The sequence below is a fragment of the Peribacillus phoenicis genome (assembly GCF_047238085.1).
In the GTDB taxonomy this organism is placed as follows: domain Bacteria; phylum Bacillota; class Bacilli; order Bacillales; family DSM-1321; genus Peribacillus.
This window is the reverse complement of sequence record NZ_JBDFMF010000001.1, coordinates 756772-772183: the sequence shown is the minus strand read 5'-3', so window position 1 is coordinate 772183 and position 15412 is coordinate 756772. Positions and strand designations below refer to the sequence as shown.

The following is a 15412-nucleotide window of genomic DNA, read 5'->3' as shown; positions in this document are numbered from 1 at the left end:
ATAAGAGGGTTGTCCATTACATCGGACAACCCTTTTTTATATCTTATCCGCTTTCTCTATGATAATCGTGAAGGTGGTGCCTTGTTCATCGCTATCCTTAAGCACAAGATCTCCCTTTTGCGCTTTTGCGAGCATCTTACTGAATGGCAGTCCCAAACCTAACCCACGTACCTTCAGCTTTTTGTTTTCACCTCGATAAAATGGTTCGAACACATATTGCTGTTCATGTTTCGGAATCCCCCGCCCGCTGTCCAGTACATCAATGCAGATCCGTTCTTCATCCTTTTCATAAAGGTGAATCGCTATTTTCCCTTTGCCGTCAAGTGCATGTCTGGCATTATTCAAAAGGTTAATGACGATTTGCTGCATCCGCAATGAATCAATTTGACCAAAGACCGGTTCATCAGGAACTTTTATCTCAAAAGCGAACGCTTGATCATCATCCTGGGTCACCTGCCAGCGATAGGCGATTTCCTTGATGAATATATTGATATTCTCTTTTTGCACCCGGATTTTAAAAGCGCCTGCCGATATGGCATTATAATTGAGTAAATCCTCTATCATACCTTGTAAACGCTGAGTTTCCTTTAAGGAAATATCGAGGAATTCCTTACTTTGCTCTCCCTTAACGACATCATCCTTAACCGCTTGTATCAGTCCGCTAATGGAAGTGACTGGCGTTTTCAAATCATGGGTTACGCCTGCAAGCAATTCCGCCCGCAACTTCTCCATGACCTTCAATCGATTGGTCATTTCCTTAAATGATTCTATCAGTTCATAAATTTCTTCTTCCTTGATTTCCTCTTCCTCTTTGAAATGGATATCATAGTTGCCTTCACGAACCTGGACAGCGGCGTTAGCTACGTCTTGGATGGGGCGCGAAATCTGCCTGGAAAGAAAATAAATGACTCCCGTTCCCAGAATCAGAAGTCCTCCAATCATGATCGCCAACAAGCCATGATCTTGGTTGATTTCCTTCAATGCCCCTTCTTCCTGGGCAATGACCACCCAGCCTCTCGTCTCATCGTTAAACGTAATGGGGGATTTGACGACATATACTTTGTTGTCGGAAATCTTGACCTTCTGGACTAACTCCGTATTTTTCATGATGACGTCCGGGAGTTTATTTTCATCCGGATCGATATACAATTGTGGCATCGTATATATGATGGTGGCATCGGGATCGACGATATAGATGATTGGCTGTTGGTTCAGATGGAGGATTTTCTCCCTTTCCTCAACAATTTCCGAAAGGACCGGGCCAACGACAATCTGGCCATTTTCCTTAATCGCGCGATCGGATGTTTCATCAGCTAAGTATTTAAGAAGGCTGAGCCTATATTCCAAAGCCGTTTTTTCCATCCACCATAAGGAAAAAACAGACAATAATATCAAACCGGAAATCAAGGTCAATACGTACCTCTTTGTCCAATAGCGTTGTAAAGTGGTTCTTTTTTTAGTTTTCATAGACACTCAATTGATACCCCAATCCACGCAATGTTTTTATTTCCCCCTCAGTTACAGGCCATGCATCTATCGCCTTCCTGATTCGTTTGATCGCCAGGTCCACCGCACGGTCACTGCCGTCATAATCTATGCCCCACACTTGGTCAAGCAGCTGTTCTCTCGTGAAAATTTGATTAGGGTGCTTAGCGAAAAAAACGAGCAGCGACAAATCACGCGGCGTCAAGTTTATCTCTTCCCCATTTAAATGAACCATATAAGACAGATCATCGATGGTTAAACTTCCAAATTGATGTACATGACCATCTTCCGTAACAACCGATGATGATCTTCTTAAAACGGCATGCACCCGGGCCACGACTTCTTCGGCAACAAAGGGTTTGGAGATGTAATCATCCGCACCTGACTTAAATCCCGATAATCTGTAATCGACATCTGTCAGTGCAGTCAACATGATAACCGGACATGTATCGTCCTCCCGAATTTCCTTCAGTATATCCCAGCCTTCCTTACCAGGCAGCATGACATCAAGCAGGACAAGGTCTGGCTTCGTTTCTTCAAACACCGGAATGGCTTTTAGCCCATCGTAAACTTGGACTACATCAAAACCTTCCCGCTCCAAATATGCTTTCAATACCATCGATATGGCGATTTCATCTTCTACGACAAGAATTTTCTTCATTGACGGATTCCTCCTTCCTGAATTATAGTGGAATCATTTTATATATGCTAACTATTAAAAAGACCAAGCATTTTCCCTCAATCCTACCATTTTTATGTGTCAGGATTATGTTCGCAGTAAAATTAACCGATGTTTTCACATAGTAACCTTGTTGTGTAAGTGATCTCGATTCATTTTAACAGGAATGCTTCTGCATGGTCGTAAAAATCATCCAGAAAAAAACTATGATCCCCTTATACACTCTTAAGAGGCTGGCTCTAAACTGAGCCAGCCCTTTTCAATTACATGTCTCGTGTGGATTCGGACAGCCCGCTTCCTGTCTTTCCACTTGGATCGTGCTATGTTCAATCCCAAACTGATCATGAAGTAGTTTTTGCGCTTCTGCTAAAACTGAATCGTGATTACCGCTCTCATCTATGACAACATGGCAGCTCATTGTCAAAAAGCCAGAGGTGATCGTCCAGATATGGAGATCATGGACATCGGATACACCCTCCAATTCCATCAAGGATGCTTTCACTTCATCCATATCGACTTGTTCTGGTGTGCCCTCCATCAAGATATGGAAAGAATCCCTCACTACCCTAAAACCGCTGATAATGATTAAAATCGCGACTATGACGCTCGCAATCGGATCTGCAATTCCCCAATCGAAAAAGTAAATCAAAAGTGCGGCCGCAATGGCACCCACAGATCCAAGCATATCACCAATAACATGTAAAAAAGCACTCCGTACATTCAGATTGTCTTCCTTATCTCCGCTCATTAAAATCCAGGCCGCAATGATATTAACAAGTAATCCGATGATTGAAATCATTAGCATTCCCAAGCTTTGCACCTCAGGGGGATCCAGGAACCTCTTAATTGCCTCTACGAAAATGAATACGGATATGACGATCAAGGTCAATCCATTCAAACAAGCAGCAATGATTTCAAACCGTTTATATCCAAACGATTTGGACGATGTCGCTTTCCTTTCCCCCAACCTTATCGCTGTATAACTAAGCCCTAAAGCTGCAGCATCGCTAAGCATGTGACCTGCATCCGACAGTAAAGCCAGACTATTTGTCAAGAATCCGCCAATGACCTCGACGATCATGAATGTGGAGATTAATAAGAAAGATGCCAACAAGGCTTTTTTATTATTAGAATGGTGGTGGTGTCCGTGCCCATGATCATGATCATGGGAGTGACCATGATGATGTCCCATGCCATCCCTCCTCTCGGATTTGAAACTTATATATAGTATGGGATAAATCCAGAATGGTTTCAAATGATTCACTTCCGGGATTCACTGGCTGTAAAAAGAGTGATGGAATCAGGAGGAGACGTGATCCTTTACGGAAATCCAAAATTCTGGCTTCAGCCATTTCAACGTAAAAATAAACGCTACAGACATTACCTGCAGCGTTTTCCCGTTTATCCTTCCTCTTGCATCGTATCATCGACAATGGCGTAAAGATCCTTATTGAACAATTCATCATTACAGACAAAACTGTGCCGTTCCATCTCTTCCTGCTCTTGATTTACTACCTGTTCCTTTTCCTTCATGACCTACCTCCACCTTCGTTGAGTTTGCCTATTATCGTATCCACAGGCATGTACCTTTATGCCTCAACATTTCCCCATACTTCATCTTTTTTAAACGTCCTAGACCTGCTGGCCGCCATGGAAGGCACGTATAATGAATTCATGCTCTGGGACTTGTAAGCTTTGATACGATGACAGGAACGATGTATTATCATAGGCGACTTTTTCAAGCTTTACCTGAATACCGGTATTTTCAATCACAACAATCGCATAAGGAGCAACTGGTTCACCATTACAGCCAAGAGAACCAGGGTTCAGGAATATCGTTCGGTCATTTTTAAAAAGGTGGATAGGATGATGATGTCCAAATCCTATTAAATCATGATGCTGATCTTTGAAAAGCGTTTCTAAGTTATTTAAACTCGGTTCAACGATTTTACTAAATGGATTTTGGCTTATGTGCTCATCCAATTTCTTCGATTCCATGTGATAATGGGTGAAGTAAACGGAGTGATCATTAATGATATGATGTATGGTTCGAGGCAATTTTTCCAATTCATTTATGAATTTCCAATGCATCCTTTCAGCTATCCATTCATGATGCTCCTTAACATGAATATGACCGTCCGGATGAGGCTCCCCGTTAACGATGGCCAGGACAGCTTCATCATGATTTCCAGTTATCATCGATAAATCATTTCTTGAAAATAAAAGTTCAAGGACTTCATTAGTATCCGGGCCAATCCCGACCATATCTCCCAAACAATAGAGACGATCTATATCTTCCCTTTGATCAATATCCTTAAGAACGGCTTTCAACGCTGAAGCATTACCATGCACATCCGTTATAATGGCAACTTTCATGAGTTAGTTCAGCTCCCTTCCCCCACAATCCACATGGTATATTATAACATTTAAAACAAAATCAAAAAAATATTCGGGCTTATTCCCTTGATTTTGCCTACGCCCATTTTTTATGAATAAGCAAACACTTCGGCCTAGAATACATAGTATGAAGTATTCCCGGTAAAGATGTTTTGCTAGGTATGTAATTCATAATATGTATGAGGAGGAAATCAAATGGGTGGAAATGGTAACGAATGTTGTGGAGGCAGCCACGGCGGTTTCGATAACGGATTCGCATTGCTGATCGTATTATTCATCTTGTTGATCATCATTGGATGCAGTTGGGGATTCGGCGGCGGCTTCGGTGGATGCTGCTAATAATGACATAAATCAAAAAGGCGCCTGATCATGGCGCCTTCTTTGTTATGAATTGACTTTTATTTTTTCTCTTTGCTTTTGTTTTCGAGTCTTCATAATGAACCAAATGACTATAAGTGCAATGGGGATAAGCAAGAAATTCGCATATTGTGAAAAGATAGCTCCCGCCTGCTCCCATCTAGGTCCTAACTTAAACCCTAAATAAACATAAACGCTTGTAACAGGAAGCATCGCCATATAGGTATATAATATGAATTTCCAAATATTCATTTGCAATATTCCGCATGGCAGCGACACGGCGGTACGAATACCTGGTACAAACCGTCCAAAGAAGGCAATTCCCCCACCATACCTTTCAAAGAAGCGGTCAGCTTTGTTCAACTGCTCATCTTTGATCAAAAAGTATTTTCCGAACTTTAATACAAGCGGTCTCCCGCCATACTTACCTAAGGCATAAAGCGTCAATGGTCCCGTTACCCCACCAAGCGAACCAGCAAGGATAGTCAAGTATAAATTCATATCACCTTGATAAACCCAGTATCCTGCCAGTGGCAAAACTATTTCAGCAGGAATGAATTCAAAAGTCAAAGCTAGCAAAACACCGAAATAAGATAAAGATTTAAACGCTTCAATCATATTCATTATTAAAGTTTCCAATGAGGTTTCCCCTTTTCTAACTTTTATTACATATAATAAGGGGTGCTCCAAGATGAATCCGGGCACCCATGATGTCAAAAAGGACATTGTCCATTGTATCACAAGTTAACCCGCATTTTTCCTTAATGTTATCCTAAAACAATGTTCTTATGGAGTCATGTTTTGTTATCGGGCTATTTACTATAGAACTATGCTTGTAAGAAGAACGATAATAGAATATCAGATGGTCCAGAAACGAAAAAAACTTGAGGACGAATTGACCTCAAGCATTCGATATAGTTAACCAAGTGAATAGCCCCTAATTGGTAGAGATGTACACATGACAAGATCGGTACCAAGCTCTCAAATCATAAAAGGAGCAGAGAGCCTCTTCAATCCATCTTCCATTTGTTTTCTTGCATCTTTCATCATGCCATCAAGTAATTCCTTTACCGTGGGTATATCGTCAATCAATCCGGCAACCTGGCCGCTGTTCATAAAACCATTGTTAACATCCCCGTTCATCGCCCCATTAATATGATGGACCTCAGAGGTCATTTCACGATAATTCACAGGAGACAGCCCCTGTTTTTCCAAATCCAGGACTTTCTCGGTATATGGGTCCTTCAATACCCTTCTGACCTGGCCAAACGTTCTGCCCAAAATTACCGTATCATTGCCCATAGCTTCGATCAGTTTCTGTTTATATGACGGATGGAACGGTGCCTCTTGTGTAGCGATCAGCCTGGTTCCCAATTGGACTCCTGAAGCCCCCAGCATCAATGCCGCTGCCAAACCCTGTCCATTGCCTATTCCGCCAGCTGCCAAAACTGGGAGCGTCACATGCTTGCTGATTTGCGGAATGAGTGTAAAGGTCGTCATTTCCAGGTTCGAATTGATGCCGGCAGCTTCAAACCCTTCTGCGACCAACACATCAGCCCCTGCCGCTTGCGCTTTTTGCGCGTGCTTGACCGACGCAACGATGGCAATCACTTTTATATTCTTTTTTTGCAATAGCGGAATGAAAGGGGCAGGATTTCCTGCAGATAGGGAAACTACAGGTATTTCATGCTTCAGGACAAGACTCACTAACTCATCTGTATATGGACTAACATTTATTGGAATGTTCAACGCGAAATTGTTATTGGTTTTATCTTTGGTTTCGAGAATGATGGCTTCCACCTGTTCAGGATTCATGGTACCGCACCCTATTGTCCCCAGTCCTCCTGCATTGGATACTGCAGCCGCAAGACTTGCATTGCTTATATTCCCCATGCCGCCTTGTATAATGGGATATTTTATCGCAAAAAGTTCACAAATATATTTCACTTTCATCCCCCCCTGTCAATTTAATGTTATACTATATTCATTAGAAAAACAATTCTGACTTTTCAAAAAGGAGCGAGACTATGATTATTCCGTACAATAATAAAAAACCATCCATTGATGATACTGTTTTTGTTGCACCCGGTGCTCATCTAATCGGTGATGTTTCGATTGGGAAAGACTCTACCATTTGGTTTAATTCCGTACTGCGCGGTGATGAAGATTCAATTATAATAGGTGAAAAATGCAGCATACAAGATAATTCCACCATTCATTTATTTGAAGGATGCCCAGTTGTCATTGAAGACGAAGTGACGGTTGGTCACAATGTCATCCTGCATGGCTGTAAAATAGGCAAACGCTCCATTATCGGTATGGGATCAACGATATTGGATAATGTAGAAATCGGCGAAGAATGCATCGTCGGAGCGAACACATTGATTTCCTCTGGCAAAATCATACCTCCACGTTCACTGGTTATTGGTTCCCCGGGGAAAGTGGTTCGCAGATTGAATGATAAAGATCTTGAATTGATCCAACTTTCAATCGATACATATGTTCAAAAAGGAAAAGACTTCAAAGGGATACTTGATTAAGTAAAAGCAAGAGTCGAAAATGATAATGTTAAAAGAGCCTCGGCAAGTCGTCATTAGTGACTGGCTGAGGCTCTTTTTCACTTAATGATCAGTGGATGGTCCTTGGCATCATAGGTTTCGTCTTTCCGGCATAAATCATTGTTTTCCTGAAATACGCTTTCAAAGAAACGGCTTGCTGGTTCAGCCAAGACTTGATAATACTGGCTAAATAAAAGAGCAGCATGATTCCCATTCCACTTTAAAGGCAGAAGTTCCTTTGGCAGGCCCGGATCGATAAATAAAAATTTCCGGTATTCATGCACCAAATTCGTTCGTTCCACAAAACAATCAGCATCGGACATTTCGCCCCTGCTAATGATGCTTTGATGAACGATGAATTGTTTGCTGTATTTCTCGATGAATTCTTCATATTTACTTTCAATCTCTTCTAAATGCCAGCTCTTCTCGACAAGCGATTGGTTTTCCTTTGGACCTTTGTACTCCGAAATGAAAAAATCAACATATTCATCTATGTCATATTTCTCGATCAAGCGATTGATTTGTTTCTCCAAATCGTTAGGGGAAATCCAGCAACCACTTGAAAAACTGCCAAACCCGCTCCATAATAATTCTTTACGGAGATCATCCCGTAATTGCCGCTTATCTTCAGGGATCGTGTACATTAAGATACGCCATTTACCGTCCCATTCATTCGGTTTCATCTTATATATGCGGTTGGCCGCTTCATCCATTCTCTGCACACCGCGATCAGTCAAAAAGTAATAGCTTTTATTTCCCTGCTTCTCTGATTGAATCCAACCTTGCTTGACCATTCGTGAAACGGCTACACGAACGCCCTGCTCATTATGGCCGAATTCCTTTAACAAACGAATTAAACTGCCTATCCAGATTTTACTTCCATAGTTACGGATATAATCGCCGTATATCGTAAAAATCATGGATTGTGTATTAGTACCTATCTTTCTCACCTCGTCCTGACATTGTTACTATTTTCACACGGAAGACATAATAATTATTATATCTTTTTTAAATGAAAGCGCAATATTATTCACCAGTAAATCGTGCTTTTCTCCGTTCACTAAATGCCAGGAGCGCTTCCGATCTGTCTTGAGTCGGGATGGTCAATTCATAGGCTTTTCCTTCTATGGCCATTCCGGTTTGCAAGTCCGTATTCATTCCTTGGTCAATCGCATATTTGGCTTGTTTGACTGCAATCGGCCCGTTTTTCATGATATTGGCTGCCAATTCTCCACAAGCTGACATTAGTTGATCCCTTGGCACGACCTTCAAAAGGATCCCTAATTGATATGCCTCTTCTGCAGTCAATTTTTTAGCGGTGAAGATCAATTCCTTCGCTTTCATTTCTCCAATCAATCTCGGCAGCCGCTGTGTACCGCCTGCCCCAGGAATAATGGCCCAGCTAGTTTCAGTGAGCCCCAAAGAAACACCTTCGGCAGCAATTGCAAAGTCACATGAAAGCAGCCATTCAAATCCTCCCCCCAATGCATATCCATTGACGGCAGCTATGGTTGGCTGCGGAAGCCCTGCGATACTATTAAAAACATCACGAATCGCTTTAACGTTCCTTCTTACTTCCGCATCATTCAAAGACTTTCTTTCTTTCAAATCCGCTCCCGCGCTGAATGCTTTTTCCCCAGCACCGGTGAAAATGACGACACGGATATCGCCGTCATAAAAAACTGCATCGATGACTTCCTGAAGTTCACAAAGTGTCTCATAGTCGAAGCAGTTCAATACGTCGGGCCGATTCACTGTTATATAACCGATTTGATTTATCACTTCATAAATAACCTTGGACATGAGTCTCCTCCCCTTAATTTGTTTCGATATTTTCTATAATGGCGGATATGCCTTGGCCAACGCCTACACACATCGTCGCAAGACCATAGCGTACTTTCCGCTTTTTCATTTCGTGGACAAGTGTTGTTAAAATACGCGCCCCGCTTGCACCGAGCGGATGGCCAAACGCTATTGCTCCGCCGTTGACATTCACTTTCCCCTGATCCAATTTCAACTGGCGGATGCACTCCAAGGATTGGGAAGCGAATGCTTCATTCAATTCCACTAGCCCGATGTCTTCAATCGCCAAGCTTGCCCTCTCCAATGCCTTTTTAGTGGCATGAATCGGACCAAGGCCCATAATGGACGGTTCCAAACCCGCTACCGCCCCTACAACATATTTGGCCAGTGGCTTCAATCCAAGCTCCCGTGCTTTTTCTGCACTCATCAAAAGTAATGCCGAGGCTCCATCATTTACACCTGAAGCATTACCGGCCGTTACAGTGCCGCCTTTAAAGATCGGTTTGAGTTTTTCCAACTTTTCGATGGTCGTGTCAGGACGAGGGTGTTCATCCTTCTCGATAATGACCTCATTCCCTTTACGATTTGTATATCGAACAGGTACGATTTCATTAATGAAACGCTCATTTTCCACTGCTTTTTTCGCTCTTTGCTGGCTTTGATACGCGAATTGATCTTGGTCCTCCCTTGAAACCGAAAAACGCAGGGCGACGTTTTCAGCCGTTTGAGGCATGGAATCCGCACCATACATTTCTTTAAGTTTCTCATTCGTGAAACGCCATCCAATCGTTGTATCCTGAAGCTCCATTGAACCCCGCGGAAATTCACTCTCAGGTTTGGCCATGACGTACGGCGCCCTTGTCATGCTTTCAGTACCGCCTGCGATATAAATATCGCCTTCACCAACTGCAATGGAGCGTGCAGCGTACATGACGGCATCCAATCCGGAGCCACATAAACGATTTATTGTCGTTCCACCTACATTTACCGGAAGACCAGCTAAAAGGGCGGACATCCGGGCCACATCGCGATTATCCTCCCCAGCTTGATTTGCATTCCCGAAAATGACATCCTCAATTTGATCTGGCGGCAGCTCTGGATTGCGATCGGTCAGCGCCTTGATTACAATTGCACCGAGGTCATCCGGGCGAACGCTTTTCAAAGCGCCTTTATATCTTCCGATTGGTGTTCTCACAGCATCAATGATCACAACATCCTTCATTTCCTCACCAGCTCGCCGTCTTTTGTATAATCGTACACACCTTTACCTGACTTACGGCCGAGCCTGCCAGCTTTAACATACTGTTCAAGGAGGGGAGCCGGGCGGTATTTCTCACCAAGCTTACTATGTAAGTATTTTAAATTATTCAAACGGGCATCCAGTCCCACCAAATCACCTAGCTCAAATGGTCCCATTGGGTAATTCAGCCCTAACTTTATTGCCTTATCGATTTCCTCTGGTGTGCCTAAACCTTCTTGAAGCATAAAGAACGCTTCATTTCCTACCAAACAGCTGACCCTGCTGGTAACAAACCCAGGGAATTCATTTATGACCACTGTTTCTTTTCCCATTTTTCCGGCTACCTCTTTTATTACGGCGGCCGTTTCATCGCTAGTTTCAAGACCACGTACAATTTCAACGAGCGGCATCTTTTGTACAGGATTGAAAAAATGCATGGCAATCGTTTTTTCAGGACGTTTTCCATAAGAACCAATTTCCGTCGGGCTCATCGTGGACGTATTGGTTGCAAAATAACAGTCTTCTTTTGCATGGACTTCAATCGTTTCGAAGACTGCCCTCTTAATTTCCGCCTTTTCCGGAACTGCCTCAATGATCAAGTCGGCATATGCTGCTGATTCTTTCAAATTGGAAGAATAGGAAAATCTGCTTTTTGCAGCTGCCGCTTCTTCCTGGGTGATTTTTTGGTAGCGCACACCCTTCTCGAATATGGCATCTATCTCGTTTCTTGCACTTTCCAAAGCATCCTGATTCACATCCACCAGTACTACATTAAAGCCTCCTGTTGCTCCTACATAAGCTATTCCCCTGCCCATGACACCAGATCCGACAATCACTAGATTTCTAATCATTCGTTCATTCCTCCTTCAAAAATAAATAGAGCTGGCTGCGGATGAATCAGATCAGCATTCATTCATACTTGAATTACTTTTCCGACATACCGTTCAGCCAGCCGCCTATTTTATGTTTTATTAAATTCCAAAGGGATTTAAGGGACGGCTTCCATGATAGGAAATGATGCTTTTCGTTTCTGTATAAAGATCAAGTGTCTCAATACAAAGTTCCCTGCCGAATCCTGATTGCTTATACCCTCCGAAAGGTGTTCCAGGAAATGCGGAGAATGGGCAATTCACCATGACGATTCCCGCTTCTATTTGATTGGCCACTCTAGTCGCACGCCCGCCGTCTTTTGTCCAGAGGGCTGAACCCAAACCGAATTCCGTATCATTCGCGAGTCTCACGGCTTCTTTTTCATCTTTGAATTTCATTATGACAACGACCGGCCCGAATATTTCCTCTTTCACAACATCCATATCATGATTGACATTCGCTATGACCGTCGGCTCATACCAATAACCGTTTTCGAAACCTTCGATGACCGCTGGCTTTCCTCCTGTGAGGATTTTCGCTCCATCAGTAATGGCAGATTGTACATAATTGTCGATGACATCCAATTGCCCTTGATCTATGACTGCACCGACGTGTGTTTCTTTGTCGAGAGGATTGCCCAATTTCAATTTTTTCGTTTTTTCTACGAATCTGGCAACGAACTCATCATATATGTCTTCGTGAACGTATAAACGGGATCTAGCTTCGCAAGACTGTCCAGTATTGTAGAAAATGCCATATAAAGATCCATCGATGGCTGCTTCTAGGTCTGCATCTTCAAAAACAATATTAGGGGACTTACCGCCAAGCTCCAATGTCACCCTTTTTAATGTCTGTGATGCTTTGCCCATGAGATCCCTGCCAATTGGCGTAGAGCCCGTGAAGGCAACCTTATTCACTTTCGGATGCTCGACAAGATAATTCCCTACGTCCGATCCAGGACCTGGAATGATATTGACCACGCCTGAAGGAACACCTGCTTCTAAACAGATTTCCCCTAATACAATGGCAGTCAGCGGCGTTAACGAAGCTGGCTTGACAATGACCGAACAGCCGACTGCGATTGCAGGTGCAATTTTCCACGCTGCCATCATCATAGGGTAATTCCAAGGGATGATTTGAGCACAAACACCTACTGGCTCTTTTTCCGTATAGTTATGGAATTGACCAGGAACATTATTGACAGATCCGCGGTGTGCAACTAAAGCGCCTGCATAAAACTCGAAATCTTCAATTGCCTGCATGACTTGGCCTTGCGCTGCAGAAATGGATTTGCCGCTGTTCAGGACTTCCAATTCAACCAATTCATTGAAGCGTGAACGCATGATCGCTGCAATTTTGTTCAAAACACGAGACCGTTTGTTAATCGGAGTCCTCTTCCATTTCCCGTTATCAAATGCTTCACGTGCAGCTTGAACAGCCTTTTCTGCATCTTCCTTGGTCGCCTTTGCAACCTTGGCAATGATTTCACCTGTTGCAGGATTATACGCATCAATTGTGGAACCATCAGAGCTTTCCACTCTTTCCCCATTAATGATCAGATGATAATAATCACGCTTCATTTCCGCTTTTTCAAATGCCGCCTCTTGTACTCTAACCATGTAATCCCACTCCCTTTTCTATATTACTTGCCTATGAATTGAGCTTTCCTTTTTTCAGTGAATGCTGCCACACCTTCTGCATAATCCTTCGTTAAGCCAGCAATGCGCTGACCCTCCGCTTCTTCTTTTAAGTATTCTTCCAATGAAAGATGATAGGACGCCTCTAAGTATCTTTTGATTAATCCTATTGCCTTCGTTGGTTTGTTTGCGATATTCTCTGCAAAGGCTTTCAAATGCTCGTTCCACTCATCCACACCGACCACTTTTGTAGCGAGCCCGATATTTTTCGCCTCACTAGCCGCAACCTTTTCTCCCAATAAAGATAATTCCAAGGCTTTCGCATGACCAACGATTCGCGAAAGGTAATACAGATTCCCCGAATCAGGAATCAATCCGATATTGACAAAGGCATTTAAAAAACTGGCTTTTTCAGAAACAAGCCGAAAATCGCATGCCAGCGCCAGGCTGAAGCCAGCACCTGCAGCCACTCCATTGACTCCTGCAATGATCGGTTTTTCACAGTTTGCTATTTGCTCCATCATCGGACCGTAATCCTCACGAAGCTTCTGGCCTAAATTCATGCCCTCCTCAACATCCGATAAATCCTGCCCCGAACAAAAGGCCCTGCCTTCCCCAGTAATGATAATGGCCCGGACTTCATCTGCCCCCGCGGATATTTTGATCGCTTTCTGTATGTCCTTATTCATTTGGGACGTAAAGGCATTTAGTTTATCAGGGCGGTTCAAAGTAAGCCAAGCCACTCCATTTTCAACCCTATATTTGATCGTTTCGTACATAGAGCACCCCTTATCCGCCTGTGAATTTTGGCTCCCTTTTTTCAACAAATGCTTTCATTCCTTCTTTTTGGTCTTCTGATGCGAAAAGGATATAGAAATTCTTCCGTTCAAATTGCATGCCCTCATTTAAGGGATAATCAACGGCCTTATTGATGGATTCTTTGATCAGCCTTACAGCTAAGGGGGGTTGCTTTGCTATCTTTCTAGCAAAATCAACCGATTCTTCCATTAACAATTCAGGTGCCACGATCTTATTAATGAAACCATATTGCAGAGCTGTCTTTGCCTTTATCCTTTCAGCCGTCAATATCCATTCAAGTGCCTTCGTCTTGCCTACCAATTTCGTCAACCTTTGGGTTCCTCCTGCACCAGGCATGACCCCAAGTGTCACTTCAGGAAAGGAAAACTGGGTATCGCTGGCAGCAATCAGGAAATCACAGGATAAAGCAAGTTCAAAACCACCGCCGAATACAAAACTTTTCACCGCACCAATCACAGGCTTCTTGACTAGGCTTATTCGGTCCCAATCGGCAAATTGGTTCGTTAACTCCATACTGATTGGATTGTCGTTCACCATCTCGTCAATATCAGCTCCAGCGGAAAATGCTTTTCCATTGCCCGATAGCAAAATCACCTTCACTTGCGGGTCCCGGTCGAACTCTTCCATGGTTAAAACTATTTCCCTCACCATTTTCCTGTTAAGGGCATTCAGTTGCTTCGGCCGATTTAAAGTGATATAACCAATGCCATCCGCGATTGACGTTTCAATGAATTGAAGCGCATTCATTTTATTTCTTCGCCGATCATCATCGTTACAAGTTTCCCGGCAAAGCCCATTAGGTCTTTCCCTGATGCCTTTCCTTCCGGGGAACGCATTCCTTGTTGCAATGCATCGTGGTCTTCATAATACATTTCACAAAGGATGTAATACTCAGAGTCTTTGCCCATTGGGGTCCCTACAATTTTAGTTACCTCCATTTTTTGAAGACCGGGAATTTTTTCCGTTATCGGACCATGTACATTGAAATAGTGCTCATCGAACTCTTCCTTGTTTTCAGGTTGTTTGTATAGGGCGATTAACTTTACCATTTTATAGAACCTCCATTTTATTAGATTATTTTTATCAGTGGTTTCATCGCTTCGAACGGATTTTTGCATGCCTTACAATATAAAATGCTGCGGCAGGCCGTTGGACCGAAGATATTTTCCATCGTGACATATGTCGATTCACAATATGGGCAATCCACATGCCATGATCCATCACTTTTCATTTGTCGAGGAGGAGGGGAGATTCCGAAAACCTTCAATCCAGCTTTCCCCTTTTCCGTAATTCGATCGGATGTCCATGAAGGGGAACGTAAAAATTCCACACTTACATTTTTTACGGCAGGCAGCTGTCGAAGGGCTGTTTCCACATTTTTTTGAATGATCGACAATGCCGGGCACCCAAGAAAAGTTGGCAGCATTTTTACCGAAACATCCTGGCCCGAAACCGTCACGTCTTCAACCATCCCTAAATCCAGAATACTTACTGTATCGATTTCGGGATCTTTAACGTCTTCCAGGAGCTTATATATTTCTTCTGTGTTTAACTGTACGGTCGCCAT

The 15412-nt window shown here is 43.0% G+C and carries 18 protein-coding genes; 2 read left to right on the top strand and 16 right to left on the bottom strand.

Annotated elements, in window-relative coordinates; translation table 11 throughout:
- Positions 1–36: 36 nt before the first annotated feature.
- The 5 genes from ABC374_RS03855 to ABC374_RS03835 form a co-directional block, all read right to left on the bottom strand.
- Entirely contained in the window at positions 37–1467 is a 1431-nt protein-coding gene (locus tag ABC374_RS03855) for a HAMP domain-containing sensor histidine kinase (protein ID WP_413020263.1), read from the bottom strand.
- A complete protein-coding gene (locus ABC374_RS03850) occupies positions 1457–2146 on the bottom strand; it encodes a response regulator transcription factor (RefSeq protein WP_350301606.1) in 690 nt (229 codons plus the stop codon). The genes ABC374_RS03855 and ABC374_RS03850 overlap by 11 nt, the downstream gene beginning before the upstream one ends.
- A 277-nt stretch (positions 2147–2423) precedes the next feature.
- Complete coding sequence (locus tag ABC374_RS03845) at positions 2424–3356, bottom strand: cation diffusion facilitator family transporter (RefSeq protein WP_413016050.1); 933 nt, start codon at positions 3354–3356, stop codon at positions 2424–2426.
- A gap of 209 nt (positions 3357–3565) precedes the next feature.
- The gene (locus tag ABC374_RS03840; protein WP_272492837.1) at positions 3566–3697 is read right to left on the bottom strand and encodes a hypothetical protein; all 132 of its coding nucleotides are present in this window, start codon (positions 3695–3697) and stop codon (positions 3566–3568) included.
- 99 nt (positions 3698–3796) lie between these two features.
- Positions 3797–4540 (bottom strand): metallophosphoesterase family protein, encoded by a 744-nt coding sequence (locus tag ABC374_RS03835; protein WP_413016048.1) that lies wholly within the window; start codon positions 4538–4540, stop codon positions 3797–3799.
- A 216-nt stretch (positions 4541–4756) separates the two neighbouring features.
- Here ABC374_RS03835 and ABC374_RS03830 point away from each other — a divergent pair, with 216 nt between their 5' ends.
- Positions 4757–4900 (top strand): YjcZ family sporulation protein, encoded by a 144-nt coding sequence (locus ABC374_RS03830; protein WP_350301603.1) that lies wholly within the window; start codon positions 4757–4759, stop codon positions 4898–4900.
- 45 nt (positions 4901–4945) lie between these two features.
- Here the strand turns inward: ABC374_RS03830 and ABC374_RS03825 are convergent, their stop codons facing one another.
- Both ABC374_RS03825 and ABC374_RS03820 read right to left on the bottom strand, forming a co-directional pair.
- Positions 4946–5557 carry a DedA family protein gene (locus tag ABC374_RS03825; protein WP_413016045.1) on the bottom strand — a complete coding sequence of 204 codons (612 nt, stop codon included), beginning with the start codon at positions 5555–5557 and terminating at the stop codon, positions 4946–4948.
- A gap of 342 nt (positions 5558–5899) precedes the next feature.
- Positions 5900–6865 (bottom strand): NAD(P)H-dependent flavin oxidoreductase, encoded by a 966-nt coding sequence (locus tag ABC374_RS03820; RefSeq protein WP_413016043.1) that lies wholly within the window; start codon positions 6863–6865, stop codon positions 5900–5902.
- A gap of 80 nt (positions 6866–6945) precedes the next feature.
- On the opposite strand from ABC374_RS03820, the gene ABC374_RS03815 reads away from it, so the two are divergent.
- Positions 6946–7458, top strand: coding sequence for a gamma carbonic anhydrase family protein (locus tag ABC374_RS03815; protein ID WP_413016041.1), 513 nt, complete (start codon positions 6946–6948; stop codon positions 7456–7458).
- Positions 7459–7535: 77 nt separating this feature from the next.
- Here ABC374_RS03815 and paaX read toward each other — a convergent pair whose 3' ends face one another.
- The 9 genes from paaX to paaD all read right to left on the bottom strand — a co-directional run bounded on the left by paaX (position 7536) and on the right by paaD (position 15412).
- The gene (gene paaX, locus ABC374_RS03810; RefSeq protein WP_413020261.1) at positions 7536–8417 is read right to left on the bottom strand and encodes a phenylacetic acid degradation operon negative regulatory protein PaaX; all 882 of its coding nucleotides are present in this window, start codon (positions 8415–8417) and stop codon (positions 7536–7538) included.
- Between the two features lie 85 nt (positions 8418–8502).
- Complete coding sequence (locus tag ABC374_RS03805; protein ID WP_350301600.1) at positions 8503–9279, bottom strand: enoyl-CoA hydratase-related protein; 777 nt, start codon at positions 9277–9279, stop codon at positions 8503–8505.
- Positions 9280–9292: 13 nt separating this feature from the next.
- Positions 9293–10501, bottom strand: a complete 1209-nt coding sequence (locus ABC374_RS03800; protein WP_413016039.1) for an acetyl-CoA C-acyltransferase — start codon at positions 10499–10501, stop codon at positions 9293–9295.
- Positions 10498–11370 carry a 3-hydroxyacyl-CoA dehydrogenase gene (locus tag ABC374_RS03795; RefSeq protein WP_413016037.1) on the bottom strand — a complete coding sequence of 291 codons (873 nt, stop codon included), beginning with the start codon at positions 11368–11370 and terminating at the stop codon, positions 10498–10500. Before ABC374_RS03795 ends, ABC374_RS03800 begins: the two co-directional genes overlap by 4 nt.
- Positions 11371–11490: 120 nt before the next feature.
- Positions 11491–13008 carry an aldehyde dehydrogenase family protein gene (locus ABC374_RS03790; protein ID WP_230177277.1) on the bottom strand — a complete coding sequence of 506 codons (1518 nt, stop codon included), beginning with the start codon at positions 13006–13008 and terminating at the stop codon, positions 11491–11493.
- A gap of 23 nt (positions 13009–13031) precedes the next feature.
- Complete coding sequence (locus tag ABC374_RS03785) at positions 13032–13805, bottom strand: enoyl-CoA hydratase-related protein (protein ID WP_413016034.1); 774 nt, start codon at positions 13803–13805, stop codon at positions 13032–13034.
- A gap of 10 nt (positions 13806–13815) precedes the next feature.
- Positions 13816–14592: an enoyl-CoA hydratase/isomerase family protein gene (locus ABC374_RS03780; RefSeq protein WP_413016032.1), complete on the bottom strand. Its 777-nt coding sequence runs from the start codon at positions 14590–14592 to the stop codon at positions 13816–13818.
- A complete protein-coding gene (locus ABC374_RS03775; RefSeq protein ID WP_034314904.1) occupies positions 14589–14894 on the bottom strand; it encodes an EthD family reductase in 306 nt (101 codons plus the stop codon). Before ABC374_RS03775 ends, ABC374_RS03780 begins: the two co-directional genes overlap by 4 nt.
- A gap of 20 nt (positions 14895–14914) precedes the next feature.
- The gene (gene paaD, locus ABC374_RS03770) at positions 14915–15412 is read right to left on the bottom strand and encodes a 1,2-phenylacetyl-CoA epoxidase subunit PaaD (protein ID WP_413016030.1); all 498 of its coding nucleotides are present in this window, start codon (positions 15410–15412) and stop codon (positions 14915–14917) included.

Excerpts from the sequence above, each read along its gene's own strand:
- ABC374_RS03855 (WP_413020263.1), bottom strand. The coding sequence starts at position 1,467 with ATGAAAACTAAAAAAAGAACCACTTTACAACGCTATTGGACAAAGAGG.
- ABC374_RS03850 (WP_350301606.1), bottom strand. The coding sequence starts at position 2,146 with ATGAAGAAAATTCTTGTCGTAGAAGATGAAATCGCCATATCGATGGTA.
- ABC374_RS03845 (WP_413016050.1), bottom strand. The coding sequence starts at position 3,356 with ATGGGACATCATCATGGTCACTCCCATGATCATGATCATGGGCACGGA.
- ABC374_RS03840 (WP_272492837.1), bottom strand. The coding sequence starts at position 3,697 with ATGAAGGAAAAGGAACAGGTAGTAAATCAAGAGCAGGAAGAGATGGAA.
- ABC374_RS03835 (WP_413016048.1), bottom strand. The coding sequence starts at position 4,540 with ATGAAAGTTGCCATTATAACGGATGTGCATGGTAATGCTTCAGCGTTG.
- ABC374_RS03830 (WP_350301603.1), top strand. The coding sequence starts at position 4,757 with ATGGGTGGAAATGGTAACGAATGTTGTGGAGGCAGCCACGGCGGTTTC.
- ABC374_RS03815 (WP_413016041.1), top strand. The coding sequence starts at position 6,946 with ATGATTATTCCGTACAATAATAAAAAACCATCCATTGATGATACTGTT.
- ABC374_RS03805 (WP_350301600.1), bottom strand. The coding sequence starts at position 9,279 with ATGTCCAAGGTTATTTATGAAGTGATAAATCAAATCGGTTATATAACA.
- ABC374_RS03800 (WP_413016039.1), bottom strand. The coding sequence starts at position 10,501 with ATGAAGGATGTTGTGATCATTGATGCTGTGAGAACACCAATCGGAAGA.
- ABC374_RS03795 (WP_413016037.1), bottom strand. The coding sequence starts at position 11,370 with ATGATTAGAAATCTAGTGATTGTCGGATCTGGTGTCATGGGCAGGGGA.
- ABC374_RS03790 (WP_230177277.1), bottom strand. The coding sequence starts at position 13,008 with ATGGTTAGAGTACAAGAGGCGGCATTTGAAAAAGCGGAAATGAAGCGT.
- ABC374_RS03785 (WP_413016034.1), bottom strand. The coding sequence starts at position 13,805 with ATGTACGAAACGATCAAATATAGGGTTGAAAATGGAGTGGCTTGGCTT.
- ABC374_RS03780 (WP_413016032.1), bottom strand. The coding sequence starts at position 14,592 with ATGAATGCGCTTCAATTCATTGAAACGTCAATCGCGGATGGCATTGGT.
- ABC374_RS03775 (WP_034314904.1), bottom strand. The coding sequence starts at position 14,894 with ATGGTAAAGTTAATCGCCCTATACAAACAACCTGAAAACAAGGAAGAG.
- paaD (WP_413016030.1), bottom strand. The coding sequence starts at position 15,412 with ATGGCGACCGTACAGTTAAACACAGAAGAAATATATAAGCTCCTGGAA.